Source organism: Zunongwangia pacifica (assembly GCF_023499215.1).
Taxonomy (GTDB): domain Bacteria; phylum Bacteroidota; class Bacteroidia; order Flavobacteriales; family Flavobacteriaceae; genus Zunongwangia; species Zunongwangia pacifica.
Window position 1 is genome coordinate 1 of record NZ_JAKHSK010000025.1, and the last position, 21,932, is coordinate 21,932.

The 21,932-nt window shown below is 37.5% G+C and carries 20 protein-coding genes and 1 pseudogene; 15 read left to right on the top strand and 6 right to left on the bottom strand.

Going from position 1 to position 21,932, the window contains the following annotated elements:
* Window positions 1-107: pseudogene (locus L1967_RS22500) on the top strand (IS982 family transposase); the annotation flags it as partial.
* 19 nt (window positions 108-126) lie between these two features.
* Complete coding sequence (locus tag L1967_RS15460; protein WP_338063549.1) at window positions 127-1,140, top strand: AAA family ATPase; 1,014 nt, start codon at window positions 127-129, stop codon at window positions 1,138-1,140.
* Window positions 1,141-1,234: 94 nt separating this feature from the next.
* Here L1967_RS15460 and L1967_RS15465 read toward each other — a convergent pair whose 3' ends face one another.
* Complete coding sequence (locus L1967_RS15465; RefSeq protein WP_249602407.1) at window positions 1,235-1,459, bottom strand: helix-turn-helix domain-containing protein; 225 nt, start codon at window positions 1,457-1,459, stop codon at window positions 1,235-1,237.
* Between the two features lie 77 nt (window positions 1,460-1,536).
* A complete protein-coding gene (locus L1967_RS15470; protein ID WP_249602408.1) occupies window positions 1,537-1,755 on the bottom strand; it encodes a helix-turn-helix domain-containing protein in 219 nt (72 codons plus the stop codon).
* Window positions 1,756-1,847: 92 nt separating this feature from the next.
* Between L1967_RS15470 and L1967_RS15475 the strand changes: the two genes are divergently transcribed.
* The 3 genes from L1967_RS15475 to L1967_RS15485 all read left to right on the top strand — a co-directional run bounded on the left by L1967_RS15475 (window position 1,848) and on the right by L1967_RS15485 (window position 4,277).
* Window positions 1,848-2,057 (top strand): SymE family type I addiction module toxin, encoded by a 210-nt coding sequence (locus L1967_RS15475; RefSeq protein WP_249602409.1) that lies wholly within the window; start codon window positions 1,848-1,850, stop codon window positions 2,055-2,057.
* Between the two features lie 217 nt (window positions 2,058-2,274).
* Window positions 2,275-3,591 (top strand): AAA family ATPase, encoded by a 1,317-nt coding sequence (locus tag L1967_RS15480; protein ID WP_249602410.1) that lies wholly within the window; start codon window positions 2,275-2,277, stop codon window positions 3,589-3,591.
* Between the two features lie 113 nt (window positions 3,592-3,704).
* Window positions 3,705-4,277 (top strand): RloB domain-containing protein, encoded by a 573-nt coding sequence (locus L1967_RS15485; RefSeq protein WP_249602461.1) that lies wholly within the window; start codon window positions 3,705-3,707, stop codon window positions 4,275-4,277.
* Window positions 4,278-4,362: 85 nt separating this feature from the next.
* Here the strand turns inward: L1967_RS15485 and L1967_RS15490 are convergent, their stop codons facing one another.
* Entirely contained in the window at window positions 4,363-4,989 is a 627-nt protein-coding gene (locus L1967_RS15490) for an FMN-dependent NADH-azoreductase (protein WP_249602411.1), read from the bottom strand.
* A 329-nt stretch (window positions 4,990-5,318) separates the two neighbouring features.
* Here L1967_RS15490 and L1967_RS15495 point away from each other — a divergent pair, with 329 nt between their 5' ends.
* The 4 genes from L1967_RS15495 (at window position 5,319) to L1967_RS15510 (ending at window position 7,350) form a co-directional block, all read left to right on the top strand.
* Window positions 5,319-5,891 carry an ATPase gene (locus L1967_RS15495; protein WP_249602412.1) on the top strand — a complete coding sequence of 191 codons (573 nt, stop codon included), beginning with the start codon at window positions 5,319-5,321 and terminating at the stop codon, window positions 5,889-5,891.
* Window positions 5,884-6,084 (top strand): hypothetical protein, encoded by a 201-nt coding sequence (locus tag L1967_RS15500; RefSeq protein WP_249602413.1) that lies wholly within the window; start codon window positions 5,884-5,886, stop codon window positions 6,082-6,084. Before L1967_RS15495 ends, L1967_RS15500 begins: the two co-directional genes overlap by 8 nt.
* Window positions 6,085-6,761: 677 nt before the next feature.
* Window positions 6,762-7,064: a type II toxin-antitoxin system RelE/ParE family toxin gene (locus L1967_RS15505; RefSeq protein ID WP_249602414.1), complete on the top strand. Its 303-nt coding sequence runs from the start codon at window positions 6,762-6,764 to the stop codon at window positions 7,062-7,064.
* Between the two features lies 1 nt (window position 7,065).
* On the top strand, window positions 7,066-7,350 hold the full coding sequence (locus L1967_RS15510; RefSeq protein ID WP_249602415.1) for an addiction module antidote protein: 285 nt from the start codon (window positions 7,066-7,068) through the stop codon (window positions 7,348-7,350).
* A gap of 710 nt (window positions 7,351-8,060) precedes the next feature.
* Here the strand turns inward: L1967_RS15510 and L1967_RS15515 are convergent.
* From L1967_RS15515 to L1967_RS15525, 3 genes are all read right to left on the bottom strand, one after another.
* On the bottom strand, window positions 8,061-8,630 hold the full coding sequence (locus L1967_RS15515; protein ID WP_249602416.1) for a Crp/Fnr family transcriptional regulator: 570 nt from the start codon (window positions 8,628-8,630) through the stop codon (window positions 8,061-8,063).
* A 98-nt stretch (window positions 8,631-8,728) separates the two neighbouring features.
* A complete protein-coding gene (locus L1967_RS15520) occupies window positions 8,729-9,208 on the bottom strand; it encodes a GNAT family N-acetyltransferase (protein ID WP_249602417.1) in 480 nt (159 codons plus the stop codon).
* Window positions 9,208-9,645, bottom strand: a complete 438-nt coding sequence (locus L1967_RS15525; protein ID WP_249602418.1) for a GNAT family N-acetyltransferase — start codon at window positions 9,643-9,645, stop codon at window positions 9,208-9,210. The genes L1967_RS15520 and L1967_RS15525 overlap by 1 nt, the downstream gene beginning before the upstream one ends.
* An 84-nt stretch (window positions 9,646-9,729) precedes the next feature.
* Between L1967_RS15525 and L1967_RS15530 the strand changes: the two genes are divergently transcribed.
* From L1967_RS15530 to L1967_RS15555, 6 genes are all read left to right on the top strand, one after another.
* Complete coding sequence (locus L1967_RS15530; protein ID WP_249602419.1) at window positions 9,730-10,161, top strand: MarR family winged helix-turn-helix transcriptional regulator; 432 nt, start codon at window positions 9,730-9,732, stop codon at window positions 10,159-10,161.
* A gap of 769 nt (window positions 10,162-10,930) precedes the next feature.
* On the top strand, window positions 10,931-14,092 hold the full coding sequence (locus tag L1967_RS15535; protein WP_249602420.1) for a SusC/RagA family TonB-linked outer membrane protein: 3,162 nt from the start codon (window positions 10,931-10,933) through the stop codon (window positions 14,090-14,092).
* Window positions 14,093-14,102: 10 nt separating this feature from the next.
* A complete protein-coding gene (locus L1967_RS15540; protein WP_249602421.1) occupies window positions 14,103-15,995 on the top strand; it encodes a RagB/SusD family nutrient uptake outer membrane protein in 1,893 nt (630 codons plus the stop codon).
* Window positions 15,996-16,053: 58 nt separating this feature from the next.
* Window positions 16,054-19,086 (top strand): SusC/RagA family TonB-linked outer membrane protein, encoded by a 3,033-nt coding sequence (locus L1967_RS15545; RefSeq protein ID WP_249602422.1) that lies wholly within the window; start codon window positions 16,054-16,056, stop codon window positions 19,084-19,086.
* A gap of 24 nt (window positions 19,087-19,110) precedes the next feature.
* Complete coding sequence (locus tag L1967_RS15550) at window positions 19,111-20,853, top strand: RagB/SusD family nutrient uptake outer membrane protein (protein ID WP_249602423.1); 1,743 nt, start codon at window positions 19,111-19,113, stop codon at window positions 20,851-20,853.
* Between the two features lie 29 nt (window positions 20,854-20,882).
* Window positions 20,883-21,917, top strand: coding sequence for a DUF5627 domain-containing protein (locus L1967_RS15555; RefSeq protein ID WP_249602424.1), 1,035 nt, complete (start codon window positions 20,883-20,885; stop codon window positions 21,915-21,917).
* Window positions 21,918-21,932: the final 15 nt, after the last annotated feature.

Sequence of the window (21,932 nt, forward strand, 5' to 3'; positions counted from 1 at the left end):
GTGCTTTGATGCCAAGGCACATAAACGCTGTAACGGCAAATGGGTTTATTCTAAAATTGATCTTGTTTGTAATGGCATTTCAGATCCATAAATGTATTTTAGAATAGGAAACTTGAGTTAAATAGTATAATTGAATCTAACAATTCGGAAATTACTACCATAAATAATAAGAAAAACAGTATAAATGAAGAAAATAGATCAATAAGAAAGCAAATATGTAAAAGATCTTTTGATGATCTTATAGATGAGAATAAAAAGAAAATTAAAAGCTTACTAGAATTAAGAAATGATTATTCAAACCTGAAAAGAGAAATTGAAAAGAAAAAGGAAAAAGAGAAAGTTAGCAGAAAAAAGAAGGTGGCGTCCACAATAAAGAGTGTCTTAAATTATTTTTTTGTTGGAAAATACACTTTAGATGATGATAGTTTTAGATTAACTTTTAAGACAAATGTACTGGAAAGTAAGCAGGCAAAGGATATTTTGAGTGCAGGAGAGAAAAATATTATTGCTTTTGCATATTTTATAGGTGATACTCATTTAAAAGTGGAATCAGATGATGATTATAAAAGATTATTTTTCATTATTGATGACCCAATTTCAAGTATGGATTTTTCTCACGTTTATACCGTATGTGGAGTTATTAGAGATTTGCAAATGATTTTGGAAAAAGTAGATAGAGAACGAATTATGATTTTTACTCATAATAATGATTTTATGAGAATCTTAGCAACTAATAATATAGTTGACAAAAAACTTCTCTTAGCAAATGGTCAATTATCTGATTTCAATAATAATTTAACTGTCCCATACATAACTCATTTATTGGATATATATAAAATAGCAAGAAAAAATATGATGCCATCTCATACTACTGCTAATTCAATTCGTCATATATTAGAAACATTAACCAAATTTGAAAGAATTCAAGTACATAGGGAAAGTGTAGCGGAATATATTAAAACAAATATTCCGAATGATACGAAGTCCTATACTTTGATAAATGATCTTTCTCACGGAGGATGGAGGACAGAGCAAGCACCAATTACCAATGAGGATTATAAAGAGATTTGTGAACTAGTAGTAGTGCATATCGAGAATAAACATAACGGACAAATTGAATATTGCAAAAATGTTTGCTAGAATGAGTATATTAATAAGCCGTTTTTGATGTACTTTTGAGATTCTGTTTTTACCAACAAAAACTCTTTTTTAGTAATTTAAACACCAAAAACACCTAACACACTTTTAAAAGTTCGTGGAGGGAAAGTTCCAAACCCCTGGCAATTTTTATAAGCGTAAGCAAACGAGGGTTGGTTTTTCCGTTTTCAATCATATAAAGCTGCGTTCTCCCAAGCTCACAATCAAAGGCAAACGCTTTTTGATCTAAGCCCTTTTCTTCCCGTAATTGCTTGATTTTAGCCCCTAGTTTTTCGAAATATTGTTGTTCTTTCGTGTTCACTATACCGAATTTGAACATTTTTTTTTATATCTTGCGTTCGTTATTCCGAACAGATAGAAATAAACCGATTTAGAAAACTAAAAATCCACCAACTTTTTTAAAGAAACTTCCAAAGCCTTAGCAATTTCTAACAGCGAGTAGAGAGTGGGATTTACTTTTCCGTTTTCCAGTTTTTCAATCGCCTGCCGGTCTTTAGCGCAGGCACGCGCCAAATCAGATTGGCTCCATCCTTTTTGACTTCTTAAGGCAACAATACGTTGGCCTATTTTCTTTTTAAGCTCTTCTTTATCCACCATACAAATGTCAATGAATTATACGACAATTTTGTCATACAAAAATTTGACAATTCGATAAAGATTAATATATTTGTCATATAAAAAGTTGACAATTGGGTACCTTCAGGATTTTAAAAATATATCGGAAATTCCGTAGCCGCAGATGGCAAAGTGATTACACCGTTCCCGAAATTCGGCTTCAAGGCAAATGGTTAGAAAAATTGGGCTTTACCGAAGGCGCACAAGTAAAGATAAAACAGCAGCGCCATCAACTTATCATCACACTTCTTCCGCAGGAAAAAGAAGAAACTAACAAACGATAATCCTATCAATTTTTTAGAAAAGAAGACTAAATTACTTATCGAAATTTGTTTGTTTTAAAGTAAACCGTAATTAATATTACAGGATTTTGGCTAGAAAAATCTTGATAAGATAACTTTCGGAATAAGTCCAAAATAAATTCAAAACAATCCAACGAACGTTGTTTTAAATCATTTCTTAATCTTATATTTGCAAAATATATGTAAATTTTTATATAGGATGAAAATTCAAGAATTTAGTTTCGGAAATTTTAAATCATTCAAGGATATTCAAACTTTGAATCTTTCAGCAGCCAAGATAAAATCAAAAAAAGAAGAAATTGATATAAATAATGTAATACAGGGAAATAACGATGAAAATATTTCCTTTCTTAAAGCGAAGGCAATTTACGGGGCTAATGCTAGCGGGAAAAGTAATGTCATTAAAGCACTAGTTTCATTTATTCGAATTGTAAGAACATCTGTTAAAGATGATAAAGTTTTACATTACACCGAACCTTTTAAGCTATCAACGGAGACAGAAAAAGAACCCACTTTTTATCAAATTATCTTTTGGCATAAAAAAATAAAATATCGCTATGGTTTTGAAGCGAATGATGAAAATATCACTTCAGAATGGCTTTATGGAAAACCTAATGATAGGGAACTACCTTTTTTTATTAGGGATAATCAAGAAGTTATTCAACTAGATAAAACTAATTTTAGTGAAGGTAATAAATTGTTAAGTTTATTAGATGATGATTCAGATGAAAATGAAATTTTCAGAAATAATTCATTATTTCTATCTACGCTCGCAACATTTGGATTTGGTAAACTCTCTAAACAACTGGTAGAGAGCTTAGCCTCGATTTTTGTAATTAGTGGTTTAGGACATAAAGGGATGTACGAATATGCTGGTGACTCTTTGGATAATGATAAAAAAAAGAAATATATTGTTGATTTTCTTAAATATGGAGATATTGGAATTGAAGATGTGAATGCTATAGAAATTTCATCTGATGATTTACCAGAAGATGTAGAAGAGGACATTCGTAAAGATTTTGATAGGAAAAAAAGAAAACTGCTTATTTCTACTAGAAAGAAATTTGATGAAAATTTGATTTCTAACGAAACAGAATCTTTTCTTTTCGGGGATCACGAATCAGAGGGAACACAAAAACTGTTTGAATTAAGTCCATTCATTTATGAAGCAATTGAATATAATAGACCAATAATTATTGATGAGTTTGATGCTCGTTTTCATCCTTTATTAACTAAGAAAATTTTAGAATTATTTAATTCAATTGAAAATAGTGGAGCTCAATTTATTTTTACAACCCACGATACAAATCTCTTGTCATCTGATTTATTGCGACGAGATCAAATAGAATTTGTGGAAAAAGATAAGTATGGAGCTAGTCATCTATATTCTTTGGTTCAATTTAAAGGAATTAGGAATACGGCTTCATTCGAAAAAGATTATATTCAAGGAAAGTATGGAGCAATTCCATTTTTAGGAGATTTTAGTAAACTAATTAATACTGAAGAAGATGCCTAAAAAGACCAAAGCAATAAAAAAAAACAGATGTTAAAGGACAAAAACCTTGGCTTAAAAAAGTAGATGCATCTTTATATCAAATAGAAGTAAAAGAAACCAATAAGACGATTTTAATAGTTAGTGAAGGTCAAACAGAGAAACTATATTTTGAGGCTTTTCCAGTACTAACCCTAACAGTAGAAGCTGTAGATTTAAAAGGTCAAAGCAAATTAAAATTAATTGAGTCAACAGCTTCCATAATAGAGAACAGTGATACAAAATATGATGAAATTTGGTGTGTTTTTGATATGGACTTTAAAGAGGGGGAAAAAGAATTTGCTGATTTTGATAATGCTATTACTAAAGGCAAGTTGTTAGGATACAATATTGCGTATTCAAATGATTCTTTTGAGTTATGGTTTTATCTTCATTTCAATTACACAGAGCAAAAGCATAATAGAACTTTTTATTACAAGTTTCTAGGTGAGAAATGGAATCTAAACTATGAAAAGGACGGTAAAACTTATAGGTTTTGCAAAACGATTTATTCTAAATTAGAAAATGATAAAAGAGCATCACAACCGGATGCAATAGAACGTGCTGATAAACTTTTTAAAAAGCAATCAGATTTGCCTTTTCATCAGCAGAATCCTGTTACGTTAGTTTATAAGTTGGTGAAATATCTTAATGATAATAAAAGAGCCTAAGTAATATGGATAATAGTTCTCTCAAAAAAATATCCCTTCAATAATCAAAAAAAGCACCTTCATTTTACCAATTTCAGCCAAAGCTTTAATCAATCGTTCTGATTTTTTCGTAAATCATCTGTTTCGATTTTTCAAAAAGTTCCCCGCCAAATTCTTCGTTATCTAACGAAATAACCTGCGAATCATTTACACCCATCATTCCAAAAACAAACTGTAAATAAGAAGTTTGAAAATTCATCACCTCGTTTTTCCCGCCTTTGGCATAACCCGTATCGCCCCGCGCCGAAAGGATAAAGAGTTTTTTACCGTTCAATAATCCCACATAATCGCCATCAGGCACACCCGATCTAAATTTCCAGGTTTCGTTAATCCGCATCACCTGGTCGATATACGCCTTTAAACCACTGGGGATCGACCAATTGTACATTGGCGCCGCCAGCACATAAACGTCGTGTTCCTTCAGCTCACTCACCAGTTCATCACTCAGCCTCACCCCACGCTGATTCTCGGTCGTCCTTTCCGCAGGTGTTACAAATGCGCTGGCAATCCAGGCCTCATCGATAGGCGGAATTTGTGCCAATCCCACATCGCGATGCGTAAACCGGTCGTTAGGATGTTTGCTTTTCCAGTTTTCCACAAATAATTCAGTAAGTTTTCTACTTTGTGAACGCGCTTTTCGAACGCTGGAATTAATTATTAATACTTTGCCCATTTCTAAAATTTTTAAGTTCAGGACAAAGCTGCGGAATATTCAGCTGAAAAAAATTGATCTAGTTCAAGATGAAATTACCAAAACCTCACAGTCCCGATAGCTATACGGGATAAACCTGTGAGGTTTTATTACTTGATTTGGGTAGTATAATTTTCACTCATTTTGGGTCATTGAGTGAATTTTCGCAGAAAATTTGTATCGAAATGCCCAAAATAGAACCGTTCAAAATATTTTAAGTGATTTTAGTTATAGGGTAATTTTTGGTTAATGAATTTGAACAATTTAAAAACAGAATATTTTTGAGGTATATTTGTTATGAATTTTAGTAAATGAAAAAACTATATATCATAGCCGGCTGTAACGGAGCAGGAAAAACAACCGCTTCCTATACTATTTTGCCTGATATTTTAGAATGTGATGAATTTATTAATGCAGATGAAATAGCTAAAGGGTTATCCCCATTTAAACCAGAAAGAGCAGGAATACAGGCCGGTAGATTAATGTTGAAAAAGATTAAAACTTTAATTCATTCAGATCAGGATTTTGCATTTGAAACAACATTATCAACTAGAAGTTATAAGAATTTTGTGGTAGAAGCTCAGGAAAATGGATTTTCTGTAACAATACTTTTCTTTTGGCTAAGTTCTCAGGATCTTGCCGTAAAACGAGTGGAAACCAGAGTAAAGGAAGGTGGCCATCATATTCCGGAAAATGTAATTCGGAGAAGATATGAAAATGGACTAAAAAACTTTTTCACTATATTTAAAGAATTGGTTGATGATTGGATGTTTATTGACAATTCAGGAGAACCTTATCAAATTATTGCAGAGGGTGTTAAAGATGATGTTGAAGTTGGAAATTCGGTAATTTGGATTGATTTAAACAAAAAGTATAATGGATAATAAAGCGGAATTAATAGAAAAGCGTAAGAAAATAATCGCTGGATTAGAAAAAACATATCAGAAATTGGTGGAATTTAAGCGTTATAAAAAAACGCCATTAATTATAGCCAGGAATGGGGAAATTGTAGAAATAGCCCCAGAAGAACTAAAACCTAACACACCCTATATCACAAATGGTGATATGAAAGTTTAGCCGCAACATCGTTACAAAGATTTTCTTATTCCAGATGAAACTTACCTAAAGCTCACAGTCCCGATAGCTATACGGGATAAACCTGTGAGGTTTTATTACTTGATTTTGGTAGTATAATTTTCACTCATTTTGGGTCATTGAGTGAATTTTCGCAGAAAATTTGTATCGAAATGCCCCAAAATGAATTTTTTAAAATCTTATTACGAAGATCTTATTTGTTTCCGGCCTACTTTTTATGTCCGTAGTAAAACAAATCAATTCCGCAGTGGTGGGCGTGGAGGATGGCCTAGCGCAGCGGTTGCCATCCGCAGGATAAGGAATTGGTGTAATTTCCACTCATTTTGGGCCATTGAGTGAATTTTCGCAGAAAATTGGTGTCGAAATGCCTGAAAATTCATTAAACCTCACAGGTTTCAAAAACCTGTGAGGTTTGCCGAAAGCCACGCAATGCAAACCGACGAAAGGAGGTTCACGAACCCCAAAAGCAACAAGCAACTATGAGCTAAAAAAGAAAGTGAAAGTTGAGCTTTTTATATCACACATTTCAGCCAGTTTTATAAAATGAATACATCAGGGATGTTTATTCGTGCATTTTAACAAACCTCTCAAATAACGCTACTTGCCTTTCAAAATTAAAAAAATTATTATATTTGTATCTAATTGGATACGTTTTTAAAATGATCATCACCGAAAAAACATCTGAATTTGATAAGTGGATGAGAAAGCTAAAAGACATTCGTGCAAAATCCAAAATACTTTTTCGAATCCAGAAACTTGAAACGGATGAACATTTTGGAGATTGTAAAACTGTTGGAGGCGGAATTAGTGAAATGCGAATTAATTATGCTAAAGGCTACCGATTATATTTTAAAGAAAAAGACAACAAAATCGTGATTCTTCTAATTGGGGGTGATAAATCAACGCAACAAGAGGACATCGAGAAAGCGAAAAAAATCTGGAACAGAATAAAAAATGATTGATATGACAACAACAAGATTTGATATAGCAGATTATTTAGATAGCGAAGAAATGATTGCTGAATATCTGAATACAGTTCTAGAAGATGGCGACAGTGCTGATTTGATTATAGCAATCGGACATATCGCAAAGTCTATTGGGATGACTAAAATTGCAGAGCGAACAGGAATGAGCAGACCAAGTCTCTATAAAGCATTATCAGACGGAGCGAAACCACAATTTGAAACAATAATGAAAGTGCTGAAAGCCATTGGCGGACAAATTAGTGTGAAACCGATCTCAGCATAAAAAAACGACACCATAATATTGCTACTTTAAAAAGGAAAATCATAATAACCATTTAGCACTTCACCACTCCCAGCTAAGTAAAATAGTCTCCACCCATTTTTGGATCATTGAGTGAATTTCCTAGAAAATTTATATCGAAATGTCCCAAAATGAATCTTTTAAACCTCACAGGTTTCAAAAACCTGTGAGGTTTGTTTCTTTCACTTGCGCTGAGCTTTGTCGAAGGGTGGCAATGCAAAAAAGAAAAAGATTATGCATAGGATCTTTAATCTCATAACCGTATTGAAAAACATAATCTAGAAAATAAGATTCTGAAATAGAATATTCTACTTAGTTAATCGACATTTCGACTCCGCTCAATGTGACAATTCAGGGTGACGACAAATTATGACGCTCCATTCCGGCCTACTTTTTATGTCCGTAGTAAAACAAATCAATTCCGCAGCGTTGGAGGTGGAGGATGGCCTAGCGCAGCGGTTCGCCATCCGCAGGATAAGGAATTGGTGTAGTTTTCAAGGATAGGAAAATAAGCCTAGACTTTTTTGTTTCTTTTTTGGGCGATGCAAAAAAGAAAAGGATTAATAAAACATTCTAAAAAATCAAAAACAATAATTAAAACACTGATTTTTAAGATGAATTTTCTTTTAAGCATTTTGGTCCATTGAGTGAATTTCCTAGAAAATTTATATCGAAATGTCCCCAAAATGAAATTAAGCATTTTGGATGCGACTTAAAAACTCGGCCGACATATTTAAATACGAAGCGATGAGGTAGTTGGGAAACCGAGCGGAAATAAGCGGATAGCGCTGTTGAAAATCGAAATACCGCTCCTTGGCATCGAGCACCTGTCGGAAAATGATTTTTTGTTGCAGCGCGCCCAGATAGCTTTCCAGAATAATCCTGAAAAAACGTTCCAGTTTCGGGATTTCCTGTAGCAATTTCTGAAAGGATTCGTAAGAAATCTGTAGGAGCTGCGTATCTTCCACCGCCTGAATATTGTAAATAGAAGGTGTTTGCTGCTGAAAACTATGCATATCGGTAGCCCACCAATCTTCAATGGCCAAATAAAGAATCTCTTCTTTCCCCGATTTCGGATTAATAAAATAAGCTTTTAACGCGCCTTCTACCACAAAATTATCGGTTCTGCAAATCTTTCCGTTGCGCAATAAATACTCCCCTTTTTTTAACGAATATGGCGTCCAATACCGGTGAAAAGCCTGTTCTTCAGCTTCCGTAAGCTTTACAATTGTATTTACTTTTTGTAGCAGTTGCTCCGTCATTGGGTGGTTTTTAAGCGCCTTTTCATCGGTTTCAATTTAAAAATTATTCCACTATCCCGAAGCGCATTTGCCATTTTCTGTTTCAAATTTATCTGAAACTACACCAGCGGTTTCAGCATCCAGATATTGCAGGAAGAGTGTCCCGAATTTCCTAAACGGGCATCGAGCGTTTTAAAGCCCAGTTTTTTATACCACGAAACGGCATTGGAAAACTCGGGTAAGCTTTCCAGGTAAAGTTCGCGATACCCAAATTGCAGGGCAGATGCGATAGAAGCCTCCATTAATTTTTTGCCCAAACCTTTTCCGCGGGCTTCCTTGGCGATATAAAATTTAACCAGCTCGGCACAAGCTTCCGGCAATCCTTCAGTAGGATAGACGCCACAGCAGCCAACAATTTTCCCTTCCGCTTCGGCTACCCAAAGTTCCGCTTTTTCTATTCCGAAGAATTCGTAAAGCCTATTCGTATCGGCATCAGAGTAGACGGTTCCTTCTTTTGGCGCGTTATATTCTTCGAACACGGTTTTAATCAGCGTGGCCACCGCGGGGTTATCGGTGCTTTTGATTTTTCTAATTTCCATTATAATAGCTCTAATTTCATATAATTATGCGGAATTCCTACTTCGGTAAAGGTGTCGCCATAGATGGTAAAGCCGGCTTTTTTATAAAAATTAACCGTGTATTGCCGTGAATGACAATGGATTTCCTGCAAGGATTTACGTTTTGCAAATGCGATAATCTCTTTAAGCAATAACTGACCGATGCCTTTTCCCTGAGCCTCGGGAGCTACCGCCATTTGTATGAGTTGTGCCGAAGTTTTATTTTCTTCGGAAGGAACCAGCACCGCGCAGCCAATCACCTGATCGTCCTGAAGGGCTACAAAATGCCAAGACCGCGCGTCGTGCATTTCCCAGGAATGATCGGGAATGCCGAGGGGGCGGAGCAATACCTTGTTGCGGAGTTCACGCATCTGCTGATACTGCGGACTCGTGATGTTGATATTTTTTACGCTGATCATTGCTTGAATTTATTAGGAGATGTTGTATATTACTTGACAAAAGCAAATATAAGTATAAATACTTGATATAGGCAAGTAAATTTTATGGAAGAAATCGAAATTATACATAGCATCCGGAAATTCAACCGTAATTATGTACGAAGCATCGGGCTGTTGGAAAAAACTTTTTTAAACACGGGATATTCGCTTACCGAATCTCATATTCTGTATATCGTTAAGGAACAGGGCAAAACCACCGCGACCGATATTAATAAGGTGCTGAATTTGGATGAAGGCTATTTAAGCCGGATCATCAAAAAACTGATTTCAAATTCCATACTAACGAAAGAAAAATCGGAGGACGATAAGCGGGTTTTTAAAATCAGTTTAACCGAAAGAGGCATCAAAGAGCAACAAAAACTCGATGAGTTGTCTTCGGTTTCCGTCGCCGGTATCATTTCTCATTTATCCCTCCCGGAACAGGAAGAATTGGCGCATTCTTTTAACAATATAATGCGATTGTTGTACGGGGAGTGAGTAGGGGGGGAGAGAACAATGATACAAACCTGAATTAAAATTCATCGATTCAGTGACTAAAATAAAGTGTCACAAAATGTAAAGACTTTTTTATGTAATCTCTTTATTGCTATTTTCTTCCACAATTCTATAAATCGAATTTGTGGCTACTTCGCAGCTTTGTTAAAAAAATGCTATCAATTATTAAAATCGACGATCAGATTTCCTTCCACATTATATCAAAATTTTTTCTCTGTATACTTTTCTATTCAACCTGACTTTCTCAAACTCAAATTCTCCAATGAATTAGGTTATAGATTCTTAAATATTTTAAGGTGTTGTTTTTTAGTGTGTTAAGTGTTGTTTTGTCTCTTTTTTATACAAGTTTCCATATTTCTTTTCAGTAATGTAACCTAGCGTAAAGTAATTGTAACAACTAGTTTTTTGTTAAGAATTATTAACAGATATATTTGATTTCGTTAATGATAACTAAAAATAGGCAGGATTAAATACTGTATTTCTGTTAAATCATTAAAAATAGATATGAAAATTAAGGTTATGGTAATAGTAGTACTGTAATTCTTTAATAACGGTTTAATTGATTTTTAAAATATATAAATGAGAGAAAATTTTACACTTCAAATTTATACGAACGCTAAAAATAGTAATTCAGCCCAAACTGGCTAACTGCAAGCATTTTCTTTTCTTATCCACTACAACGTTATAGTGGTGGTTTTTGAATATAAAGTGAAAAAACATCTCCCTTTAATTGAATTTAAAATTAAAAAGTATGAGTATAAAATTACTTAACCCTCCCAATCTCGCTAAGTTTCTTGTTGTAGGAGTGTTGTTTAGTTTCTTTTTTTCGTCATCTGTTTATGCAAAGAACACTGATGTGCAGAAAATCATTACAGGGACAATTACATCTTCTGATGATAATTTACCCATTCCTGGAGTAAACATTTTTGTAAAAGAATTACCAAATGTAGGGGCCGTTACCGATATGGATGGGAACTATAGTATCCAGGCACCTGCCGATGCAACTTTAGTTTTTAGTTTTATAGGGTTTAAAACCGTAGAACGAAAGGTAGATAACCAGACTGAGATTAACGTAGTTATGGATTCAGATCTGGATGCCTTACAGGAAGTTGTAATTGTAGGGTATGGTGAGCAGAAAAGGGAAACGGTTGTTGCGGCAGTAGTGCAGGCGAGTGGTGAAGAGCTGGAACGTGCCGGTAATGTTCCTAATATAGGTTCTGCACTTGCGGGTAACGTACCTGGGGTAATTACCACAGCAAGTACGGGGCTTCCAGGTGGTGAGGAACCACGAATTTTTATACGTGGGCAAAGTACCTGGAATGATTCCAGCCCGTTGGTGCTTGTAGATGGTATAGAACGTCCTTTAAATACTATTGCCATAAGTTCGGTAGAGTCAATATCGGTGCTTAAGGATGCTTCAGCTACGGCAGTGTATGGAGTAAGAGGTGCAAATGGGGTGATTCTGGTGACTACTAAACGAGGCAAAACAGGAAAAGCGGTTATTAGGACCCGACTTAATTCTACAGTAAAAACGGCTTCAAAACTTCCAGGTAAAAAGGATGCTTTTGATACTTTCCTGGTGCGTAATCGGGCTATTGAAAATGAACTGTCACTTACACCTGAATCCTGGAGTTTCTATCAAACTCAGGACATTATTGATAAATACCGTTATCCTGCAAACTTAACTGAAGCAGAGCGTTATCCTAATGTAGACTGGGATAAAGCTTTATTCCGGGATTATGCGCCTTCCTACAATGCTAACCTGAATATAAGTGGAGGCTCAGAACTCGTTAAGTATTTCGCTGGAGCAGATTTTCAATATGAAGGTGATTTGCTGAAACAGTATGATAATAGCCGAGGCTACCAACCCGGTTTTGGATACAATCGATTAAATGTACGGACCAATCTGGATTTTCAGCTTACCTCAAGCACTGTGCTAAAAGTGGGACTTTCTGGATCGTATGGAGTACGTAAAACACCTTGGGGTTTTGGCGGAGGTGACTATGTGTATTGGATTGCAGCTTATTCTACCCCGCCAGATATTTACCTGCCTCAATATTCAGACGGTTCATGGGGGTACGATGCACCTTCAGGTGGAGGACAGGGTAATGCCATAAGAAACCTGGCAATAAGCGGAGTGCAATATGTAACAAATACACAACTTCAAACTAACTTTACCCTAGAGCAGGATCTGGATGTAATTCTAGATGGTCTAAAGTTTACCGGTACCATTGCTCTTGATAATACTTTTGTAGAAGCCAATCGTGGAGTAAATGACCTTTATAATGACCCACAGGAAAAATATATAGACCCCGAAACAGGGATTGCAACTTATCGCAGAACGTACGATGCAAACACCGGATTTGACTATCAGCAGGGGGTGAAATGGTCTTCTTCTGCAGGTGGGGTAAATGATGGCGCTTCATATCGTAGATTATTTTATCAGACGCAGCTTAACTATGCAAAAAACTTTGCAGGAAAGCATGATGTAACCGCAATGGGCTTGTTTAACCGAAATGAGTTTGCCACCGGTAGCGTACTGCCTTTCTATCGTGAAGACTGGGTTTTTAGAACCACCTATGGGTATGATAATCGCTACCTTATTGAATATAATGGAGCCTATAATGGTTCAGAGCGTTTTGCAGCCGGTAACCGTTTTGCATTCTTTTCATCAGGAGGGTTAGGATGGAATATATCGAACGAAGCTTTTATGAAAAAAGCAGATTTCATAAATAACCTTAAGCTAAGAGCTTCTTATGGAGAGATTGGAGATGATAATGTTAACGGAAGATATTTGTATTTAACGCAATGGGCTTATGGCGGTCAATCCCGATTAGGTACAGTTGGGGAGCAGGCAGAACTTAGCCCTTATGTATGGTATACAGAATCTGCCGTAGGGAATCCCGATATCAGCTGGGAAAAAGTGAAAAAATCAAACATTGGTCTTGATTATGGATTTTTCGATAATTCCATCAGCGGAAGTATAGATTTCTTTAGGGATAAACGGGTAGATGTATTGATCTCAGGAAACCAACGTGCCATCCCTGAATATTATGGAACAACCGCACCAGTAGCTAACCTGGGAACGGTACAAAACCAGGGGTATGAATTGGTGCTTAACCTGAATCATTATTTTGGAGAGAACCTGCGACTTTGGGCAGATTTAAATATGACGCATGCAGAAAACAAGGTGATTGAAGGAGATAACCCAGAATTACTGCCTGAATATCAGAAAAATAATAATAAAGCAATTGGGCAAGCCTATTCTTATGTAGATAATGGTTTCTACAATACCTGGGACGAGTTGTATGGTACTACGTCATTTAATACTGATGATTCTCAAAAAATTCCTGGAGGTTATCAGATTGTAGATTTCAATGCAGATGGGATTATCGACGGTTTTGATAATGTTCCTTACGCTTTTTCCGGCGCACCTCAAAACACCTACAATGCGACGGTTGGTTTTGACTGGAAAGGTTTAAGCGGCTTTGTGCAATTCTTTGGAGCTAATAATGTGACCAGACAAGTTGTGTTTAATAGTCTGGGCAATCAAAATAATATTGTTTATGATGAAGGCTCTTACTGGAGTAAAGACAATACCAATGCAGATGCGCCGGTACCAAGATGGGTCACTACTCCTAACGGTTCAGCAAACGGATCACGTTTTTTCTATGATGGCTCTTATGTGCGCTTAAAGAGTGCTGAACTTGCCTATACGTTTTCAGGTGATTCCAAGATGCTAACAAGCTTCGGTTTTGAAAGTCTGCGCCTGTTTTTAAACGGAAACAACTTATACATCTGGACTAAAATGCCAGATGATAGAGAATCAAACTTTGCAGGTACAGGTTGGGCATCACAGGGTGCGTACCCTACCGTAAAGCGATTTAACTTCGGATTGAATATCACCTTTTAAAATTGTTATTATGAAAATTTATTCTAAAATGCTAAGTAGATTTTGCCTGGTGATTGTAGCTACCCTGGTATTTTCTTCTTGCGAAGAATACCTTGATAAGGAACCTGAATCAATCATCTCAGAAGAAGAAGCATTTAAAAATTTCACCAACTTTCAGGGGTTCACAGAAGAATTGTATCACTGTATCCCCGATTTTTCCAATGCCTATTGGACTAATTCATGGAACTGGGGAGATGATGAGATCACCTCTGCAGATATGAACTTTCATGTGATCCATAAATTCGATAACGGTAACTTTTGGGGTTGGCAAACAGAACATGATGGTTGGGGAGCTTCCTGGTTAAATCAGGCAGACGCATCGCGCAACGATGATCGTATGCAAAAAGATTTATGGAAAAATGGATGGTATGGGTTGCGTAAAGTAAACCTGGGCCTTGAGAATCTCGATCTTTTGGTAGATGCTACTCAGGCTGAACGTGATGTTATTGAGGGGCAGTTATTGTTCTTTAGAGGTTGGTTTCACTTCCAGATGATACAATATTTTGGTGGTATGCCTTATATCGATTATGTGTTGCCTAGTGATGAGCCTTTAAGACTTGCAAGGCTAAGTTATCATGAATGTGCAGACCGTGCAGCTGCAGATTTAAGGGAAGCCGCAAACCTACTTCCTGTAAACTGGGATGATACGCAACCGGGAGCAGCTACCAGAGGTAAAAATGATCTTAGAATCAATAAAATCATGGCTTTGGGCTATTTGGGTAAAAATTACCTGTGGGCAGCAAGTCCTTTAATGAATCTGGAATCGACCGGTTCCCGTGAATATAATTCAGATTATGCTAAAAAAGCTGCAGATGTTTTTGGTGAATTATTAGCACTTTGCGAGAGTGGCGAGGCACCGTATGCTCTGGTTCCTTTTGAAAATTACAGCGTTAACTTTTATACCACCGGGCAAGGATGGCGTATTCCGGGAGGGACTGAAGCCATTTTTAGAGGGCCATATTTTGGAGCAAATGGTTCAAACTGGGGGACCAGTAAACAATATCAGCCTGCAATTATTCAGGATGGAAGTAACTTTATGCCAACGGCAAACTATGTTAACTTTTATGGTATGGCAAATGGCTTACCTATCGAAGATATCACCAAGCCAGATCCTGTTTCAGGATACGATCCGCAATATCCCTGGAAAGATAGGGATCCAAGATTTTACCATGATATTATTTATGATGGGGTAAAAGTGGTTCAGGGAGCGATGCCGGCCGATGTTGAACAACACAGATATGCCAACCTGTATACGGGAGGTAGCTATAGAGATGTGAGTACCGGTAGCCGATCTGGATTTCTAAATTATAAATTTATACCTATTACGGCCAACCGTTATGATGATGGGTTTAACTATGGGGCAAACTTAAACCTGCATTTGCCCTGGATGCGTCTTGCCGATGTGTATTTAATGTATGCCGAGGCCGCAGCTATTGGTTATGGAAGCCCCGACGGAAAGTCAGCGAACTATGCTAAAACAGCAATAGAGGCTGTAAATGAGATACGTGATCGTGCAGGAGCGGGACATGTTTCTTTGGGAGAGGGCAGTGTTGCCAGTGGTCTGGAAGGTTTTATGAGTGAAGTACGTCGTGAGCGTGCGGTAGAACTGTCGTTTGAAGGGCATCGCTTTAATGATCTAAGAAGATGGTTACTGCTTATTGAACGACCGTATACTTTAAAGACATCTTTAGAATTTGATCGTGCCGGTGAGTTTAATACAGAAAATCCTACTGAAAACCGGGTACTTAACTTAAGGGAAGAGATTATACTGGAGAGAGATTTTTCTACCAAACATTATTGGCTACCACTTAAAAATGCAGATACCAATATGTATGTAGAATTCCCTCAAAATCCGGGTTGGTAATTTCTATAACCAATTTTTAGATAGCATTTTAATTTATATAATCCAAACGTAGAATTAAATGAAATACTTACAAACAAAAATTGTCTTGTTTGCTTTAATTGCTTTAATCGGGCTCCATCTAAGCGCTCAGACTGAAGGGCAAGTCGCTGTAGAGGCTCGTATTTTAAACCAAGACGGTGATCCGCTTGCGGGTGTCTTGGTCCAAAGTGAGCAGGATGATGCTTTTGCAATGACTGGTGATTCCGGGGAATTCTCTATTAATGTGAGTCCGGAGGCACTTTTAAAAATCTCGGCAGATGGTTTTGTAACGACAACCATTACAGTAGAAGACTACCAAAATGAGATCATACTTATTAAGTCGGGAGAAGGGAATGTACAAACTGCTTATCGCAAAGTAGCTGAAGAAGATATTATTGCCGGCGGTACTTCATTTGTTAATCTTCCAGAGATTCTGGAGAAGAATTATACCACCTATAGTTTGGATGGAATCAATGCTTTTATAGGAGGGTTTAATGGCGGGAATATTTGGGGGATGAGTGATTATCTTGTTCTTGTTGATGGGGTACCCAGAAGCCCAGAGAGTGCTTTGCCGGTTGAGATAGAACAGATAAGCTTTTTAAAAGGGGTGACAGCAGCAGCTCTTTACGGAAGCCGTGCAGCGCAAGGTGTGATCTATATAACTACTAAAAAAGGAACGATAGGAAAACAACAAATTGATGTGCGTTTGGATGCAGGTTTGTTTGTACCAAAACGATATCCTAAATATTTGGGCTCTGCAGAATATATGACACTGTATAATGAGGCTCGTGCAAATGATGGATTGTCTCCATTATATTCAGAAGAAACAATCTTCAATTACGCCTCTGGGAATAATCCGTTTAGATATCCCAATGTAGACTATTACAGTGAAGAATACCTAAAAAGGGTTTACGAGCACTATGATGCAACACTTCAAATTTCCGGGGGAAATGAAAATGCCCGTTACTATACTGATGTGGGTTTCTATAGAACCGGTAACCAGATTGATTTTGGTGAAGCAAAGAATAATAAGTCAGAGCGTTTTAATATACGCGGTAACGTAGACCTTAAAATCAATGACTGGATAAAGGCCTCTATAGGAGCAAATGCGATCTATTTCAGTGGTCGTGGAGTAAACACCGATTATTGGCAAAGTGCGGCAAACACAAGACCAAACCGTTTCTCGCCACTTATTCCTATAGATCGAATTTCAGAAAACAATACATCTACCCAGTTACTTGCACAAAATAGTTCTAACATTATTGATGGTAGATTCTTACTTGGGGGGACACAGCTTGATCAAACAAACGCTTTCGCAGCGATTTATGCCGGAGGATATAACACTTATACCAGTAGGGAATTTCAATTCAATACTTCGGTAGATGCAAATCTTGAACGTGCCGTTAAGGGATTAACCTTTAATGCGATGTTTGGGGTGGATTATTCAACCTCTTACAATCAATCTTATAATAATGAATATGCCGTATATCAGGCGAATTGGGTGAATACAAACGGCATAGATGAGATTGGCAGTTTAACCAGATATGGCCAGGATGCGACTAATGGAATTCAAAACATTAGCAACAGTGCTTATCAACAAACCCTGTCTTTTTCCAGTCAGCTAAATTATAAGACGAATTTTGACGAAGATCAGCATTTTTCGGCAATGTTGGTGGCAGGAGGCTGGCAGCAAACATTTTCAGGCGAATACCACCGATTGAGTAGTGCAAATCTTGGGCTTCAGCTCTCTTACGATTATAAAAAGAAGTATTACTTTCTTTTCAATCAGGGATTGGTACACTCGGCTCGATTTGCAGAAGGGGAGCGTACAGGATATTCCCCTACGGCTACAATTGCTTGGAAGCTAAGTCATGAATCGTTTTTAGAAAATTCTTCGGTCATTAATGATTTAGAACTTTCGGTTTCAGCAGGAATATTGAGTACCGATATGGGATTAGATATAAATGATTATTATTTATATCAAAATGTCTATACTCAAACAGACGGAGCCTGGTTTAGCTGGAGAGATGGAGCGCTTACGCGATCTACCGATTCCAGACAGGGTGGCAACCCAGATTTAACTTTTGCAAAGCGAAAGGAAATTAATGTAGAACTTAAGGGTTCTTTATTTAATAACTCTCTGGATGTTCAGACGGCTTTCTTCCTCAATAGAATGAAAGGTAATATTATACAGGCATCTGTTTTATATCCAAATTATTTCTCAACAGGGTTCCCAAATAGCTCATTTATCCCTTACATTAATTATAATAATGACGATCGAGTAGGAGTTGATTTTGATATCACTTATAAAAATAAAATCGGCAGTGTTGATTTTGCCGTAGGTGTTGCCGGTATTTACTATGATACCGAGGCTTCGAAGCGAGCCGAGATGTTTGAAAACGACTATCAGTATCGAGAAGGAACTCCTCTGGACGGAATGTGGGGATTGCGTAGCGACGGTTTATTTGCAAGCGAAGAGGAAATTGCCAATGCACCCAGCCAGGAAGCTTTGGGCGATGTCGCTCCCGGTGATATTAGATACATTGATCAAAACGGCGATGGCATCATCAATGATCAGGATGAGGTTTATCTTGGCAAGGCGGGATGGAATGGCTCACCTTTTTCGGCAGGATTACATCTAAGTGCTACCTGGAAGAATTTCACCTTGTTTGCCCTGGCAACAGGTCAAACCGGAGCTAAGGCCATGAAAAATAATTCCTATTTCTGGATTGACGGTGAGGATAAATATTCGATAACGGTAAGGGACCGATGGACCCCTGAAACCGCAAATTCAGCCATATTCCCAAGGCTTACTACTCAGAATGCTTCAAATAATTACAGAGCTTCAGATTACTGGATTTATAGTACAGATCGTATCGATTTAGCCAAAGTACAGCTTAGTTATGACCTGCCTTCGAGCATAATAGGGGATGGAATCTTTAAAAACTTCAACATCTATATTAGCGGTGCAAATCTCTTGACCGTATCTTCAGAACCAGAACTTATGGAATTGAATATAGGTGGTGCACCACGAACCCGATTTTATAACCTGGGAGTAAAAGCTCTGTTTTAATTAATCTATATGTATTCAAAAAGTATGAATAATAAATTAATAGTTCTTTTAATAGCAGTTTTGTCGCTTACAAGTTGTGATGACCTTTTTGAGCCCGCAATAGAAAATAACCGCGACCTTGAAGATGCTTATGGAGAAGCCACTTATGCAGAAGGATTGCTGCTTAACGGCTACTTAAGAATACCTACTCTTAACTGGAGCTTCAACGATGTGGCTACAGATGATGCGGTAAGTAACGATATTGATAATACGTACCGAAGGGCAGCCACGGGACAATGGGCTTCTAACTTTAATCCTTTTACCCAGTGGCAAAGCTCGAGAGCAGCGATTCAATATTTAAATATTTTTCTTTCTGAGACAGATAATGTAGAATGGTCTACAGATGAGAATATAAATGCACTGTACAACAGACGTCTTAAAGGAGAGGCTTATGGGCTTCGTGGGCTGCACATGTATTACCTGTTACAGGCGCATGGTGGTTTTGCAGATGGCGAATTACTGGGAGTGCCTATTATTCTTGAACCTGAAGATCCACAGTCAGACTTCAATGTTGCCCGGGCGACTTTTGCCAACTGTATGGAACAATTGCTTAGTGATCTTGATAAAGCCGATGAGATGTTGGCTCTTGATTTTGAAGATATTGATGATCCCAGCCTGCTTCCTAGCGGCATCACGAATACCAATGATTTTAATCGGGTGTTTGGAGAGCGTGGTAGACAACGTGTTAGTGGTCGTATTGTAAAAGCAATTAAGGCGCAGGCCACTCTTTTAGCTGCAAGCCCTGCTTATAGTGAGGCAAGTGGGATTAGCTGGGCACAGGCCGCAAATTTTGCAGGTGAGGTGTTGGCCTTAAACGGTGGTTTAGAAAGTCTGGCTCCCAATGGGCATACCTGGTATACGAATACTGCCCAAATTGCAGATTTAGGCGGCGGTGTAAATCCTCCTGAAATTTTATGGAGAGGTGATGTGGCAAACAGTAATAATTTAGAACAGGATCATTTTCCACCCACTCTTAATGGAAGCGGAAGACTAAATCCTACTCAAAATCTGGTTGATGCCTTCCCGGCAGCTAACGGGTATCCTATTTCTAATGCCGCCAGTAATTATAATCCCGATGATCCTTATACTAATCGTGATCCGCGATTACGCACGTATGTTTTGGTGAATGGAGCTACAGCAGGAGTAAATAATAATACGATTGTAACTGCCGTGGATGGTACCACCAATGATGCCCTTAACAGGGAAGCGACTTCTACCCGTACGGGATATTATTTGAAAAAATTATTGCGCCAGGATGTGAATTTAAGTACAACTACCACCACAGAGCAATTACATTACAAACCACGTATACGTTATACTGAACTTTATTTGATCTATGCTGAAGCAGCAAACGAAGCCTGGGGACCAACCAGTAGTGGTTCTTACGGATTTTCTGCCTACGATGTGATTGCTGCCATACGAGCGCGTGCGGGTATTAGTCAGCCAGATGCTTATCTAGAGTCGATACGTAATGATAAAACTGCGATGCGTGAACTTATACGCAATGAGCGCCGTCTTGAACTGTGTTTTGAAGGTTTCCGTTTTTGGGATTTACGTCGATGGGGCCTTGATCTTAACGAGCCGGCTAAAGGGGTTTCTATAGAAAATAGTACTCCTGAAGTAATCACTGTAGAACAACGTAACTATCAGGATTATATGCAATATGGGCCGGTACCATATAACGAACTTTTAAAATTTGATGCTCTTAAGCAAAATAGAGGTTGGTAAAGCCATCTCGAAAAAATAATTAGATAGCAATGAAAAATAAAATTCTTATACTTTTATTCCTTAGCGTAGCCCTTTTGAGCTCCTGTGAAAATGGAGATTGGGATTTTCCTGACTATGAATATCAGGCGGTGTATTTTGCATATCAATATCCCGTACGAACTATTACTCTGGGAGAAGATATTTTTGATACCACCCTGGACAATGAAGGAAAGTGCGTAATCATTGCCACTATAGGTGGGCTTTATGAAAATAAGCAAAATGTAACTATAGATTTTCAGGTAGATAATTCTATGGTTGATGGTCTTGTTTTTGAAGGTGCGGGTAATAAGGTTCTTCCGCTCCCTTCATCGCATTATACGCTAGGTTCTGATGATATCGTAATTCCAAAGGGAGAACTTACCGGTGGAGTTGAGGTTCAGCTTACCGATGCTTTTTTTAATGATCCTAAATCTTTAGAAAACAACTATGTGATTCCCGTTCGTATGTTAAATGCTACGGTGGTAGATTCTATTTTATCCGGAGAGCCGCAAGTGGCTACACCAAGACGGGGAGTGGAAACCGACTGGGCCACGCTGCCTAAAGATTTTATTTTTTATGCAGTGAAATACATCAATACTTGGGAAGGTTTTTATCTGCGCCGCGGTGAAGATGTAATCACCGGAAAAAATGGAAATACAGGATTAAACCGTACTGAAGTAAGACGTGAAGAATCTGTAGTTGATGACGAGGTGGTTCTGCTGGATTCTCAATCCAGATGGCAGGTAAATTTCCCCTTATCACTTCAGGATATTGATGGAAACGATCTCAATATTGTTTTATTACTCAATTTTGATGAGGAAGGAAATGTAAATGTTAGTTCCTCCAATCCTTCAGAATATACGGCAACCGGTAGCGGAAGCTTTGTAAAAGACGGTGAGAAAAACAGCTGGGGCTCTCAGGATAGGGATGCACTTTATATTTCTTATGAGATCGAAACGGAAGACCTAAATATTAGAACTGAAGATACTTTGGTTATGCGTAATCGAGGGGTGGCCATGGAGACTTTTAAACCTGTTTTAGAATAGACGTTAAATCCTTTA

Coding starts and splice junctions, on each gene's coding strand:
- L1967_RS15470 (WP_249602408.1), bottom strand. CDS start 1,755: ATGGTGGATAAAGAAGAGCTTAAAAAGAAAATAGGCCAACGTATTGTT.
- L1967_RS15480 (WP_249602410.1), top strand. CDS start 2,275: ATGAAAATTCAAGAATTTAGTTTCGGAAATTTTAAATCATTCAAGGAT.
- L1967_RS15490 (WP_249602411.1), bottom strand. CDS start 4,989: ATGGGCAAAGTATTAATAATTAATTCCAGCGTTCGAAAAGCGCGTTCA.
- L1967_RS15495 (WP_249602412.1), top strand. CDS start 5,319: ATGAAAAAACTATATATCATAGCCGGCTGTAACGGAGCAGGAAAAACA.
- L1967_RS15500 (WP_249602413.1), top strand. CDS start 5,884: ATGGATAATAAAGCGGAATTAATAGAAAAGCGTAAGAAAATAATCGCT.
- L1967_RS15505 (WP_249602414.1), top strand. CDS start 6,762: ATGATCATCACCGAAAAAACATCTGAATTTGATAAGTGGATGAGAAAG.
- L1967_RS15510 (WP_249602415.1), top strand. CDS start 7,066: ATGACAACAACAAGATTTGATATAGCAGATTATTTAGATAGCGAAGAA.
- L1967_RS15515 (WP_249602416.1), bottom strand. CDS start 8,630: ATGACGGAGCAACTGCTACAAAAAGTAAATACAATTGTAAAGCTTACG.
- L1967_RS15520 (WP_249602417.1), bottom strand. CDS start 9,208: ATGGAAATTAGAAAAATCAAAAGCACCGATAACCCCGCGGTGGCCACG.
- L1967_RS15525 (WP_249602418.1), bottom strand. CDS start 9,645: ATGATCAGCGTAAAAAATATCAACATCACGAGTCCGCAGTATCAGCAG.
- L1967_RS15530 (WP_249602419.1), top strand. CDS start 9,730: ATGGAAGAAATCGAAATTATACATAGCATCCGGAAATTCAACCGTAAT.
- L1967_RS15535 (WP_249602420.1), top strand. CDS start 10,931: ATGAGTATAAAATTACTTAACCCTCCCAATCTCGCTAAGTTTCTTGTT.
- L1967_RS15540 (WP_249602421.1), top strand. CDS start 14,103: ATGAAAATTTATTCTAAAATGCTAAGTAGATTTTGCCTGGTGATTGTA.
- L1967_RS15545 (WP_249602422.1), top strand. CDS start 16,054: ATGAAATACTTACAAACAAAAATTGTCTTGTTTGCTTTAATTGCTTTA.
- L1967_RS15550 (WP_249602423.1), top strand. CDS start 19,111: ATGAATAATAAATTAATAGTTCTTTTAATAGCAGTTTTGTCGCTTACA.
- L1967_RS15555 (WP_249602424.1), top strand. CDS start 20,883: ATGAAAAATAAAATTCTTATACTTTTATTCCTTAGCGTAGCCCTTTTG.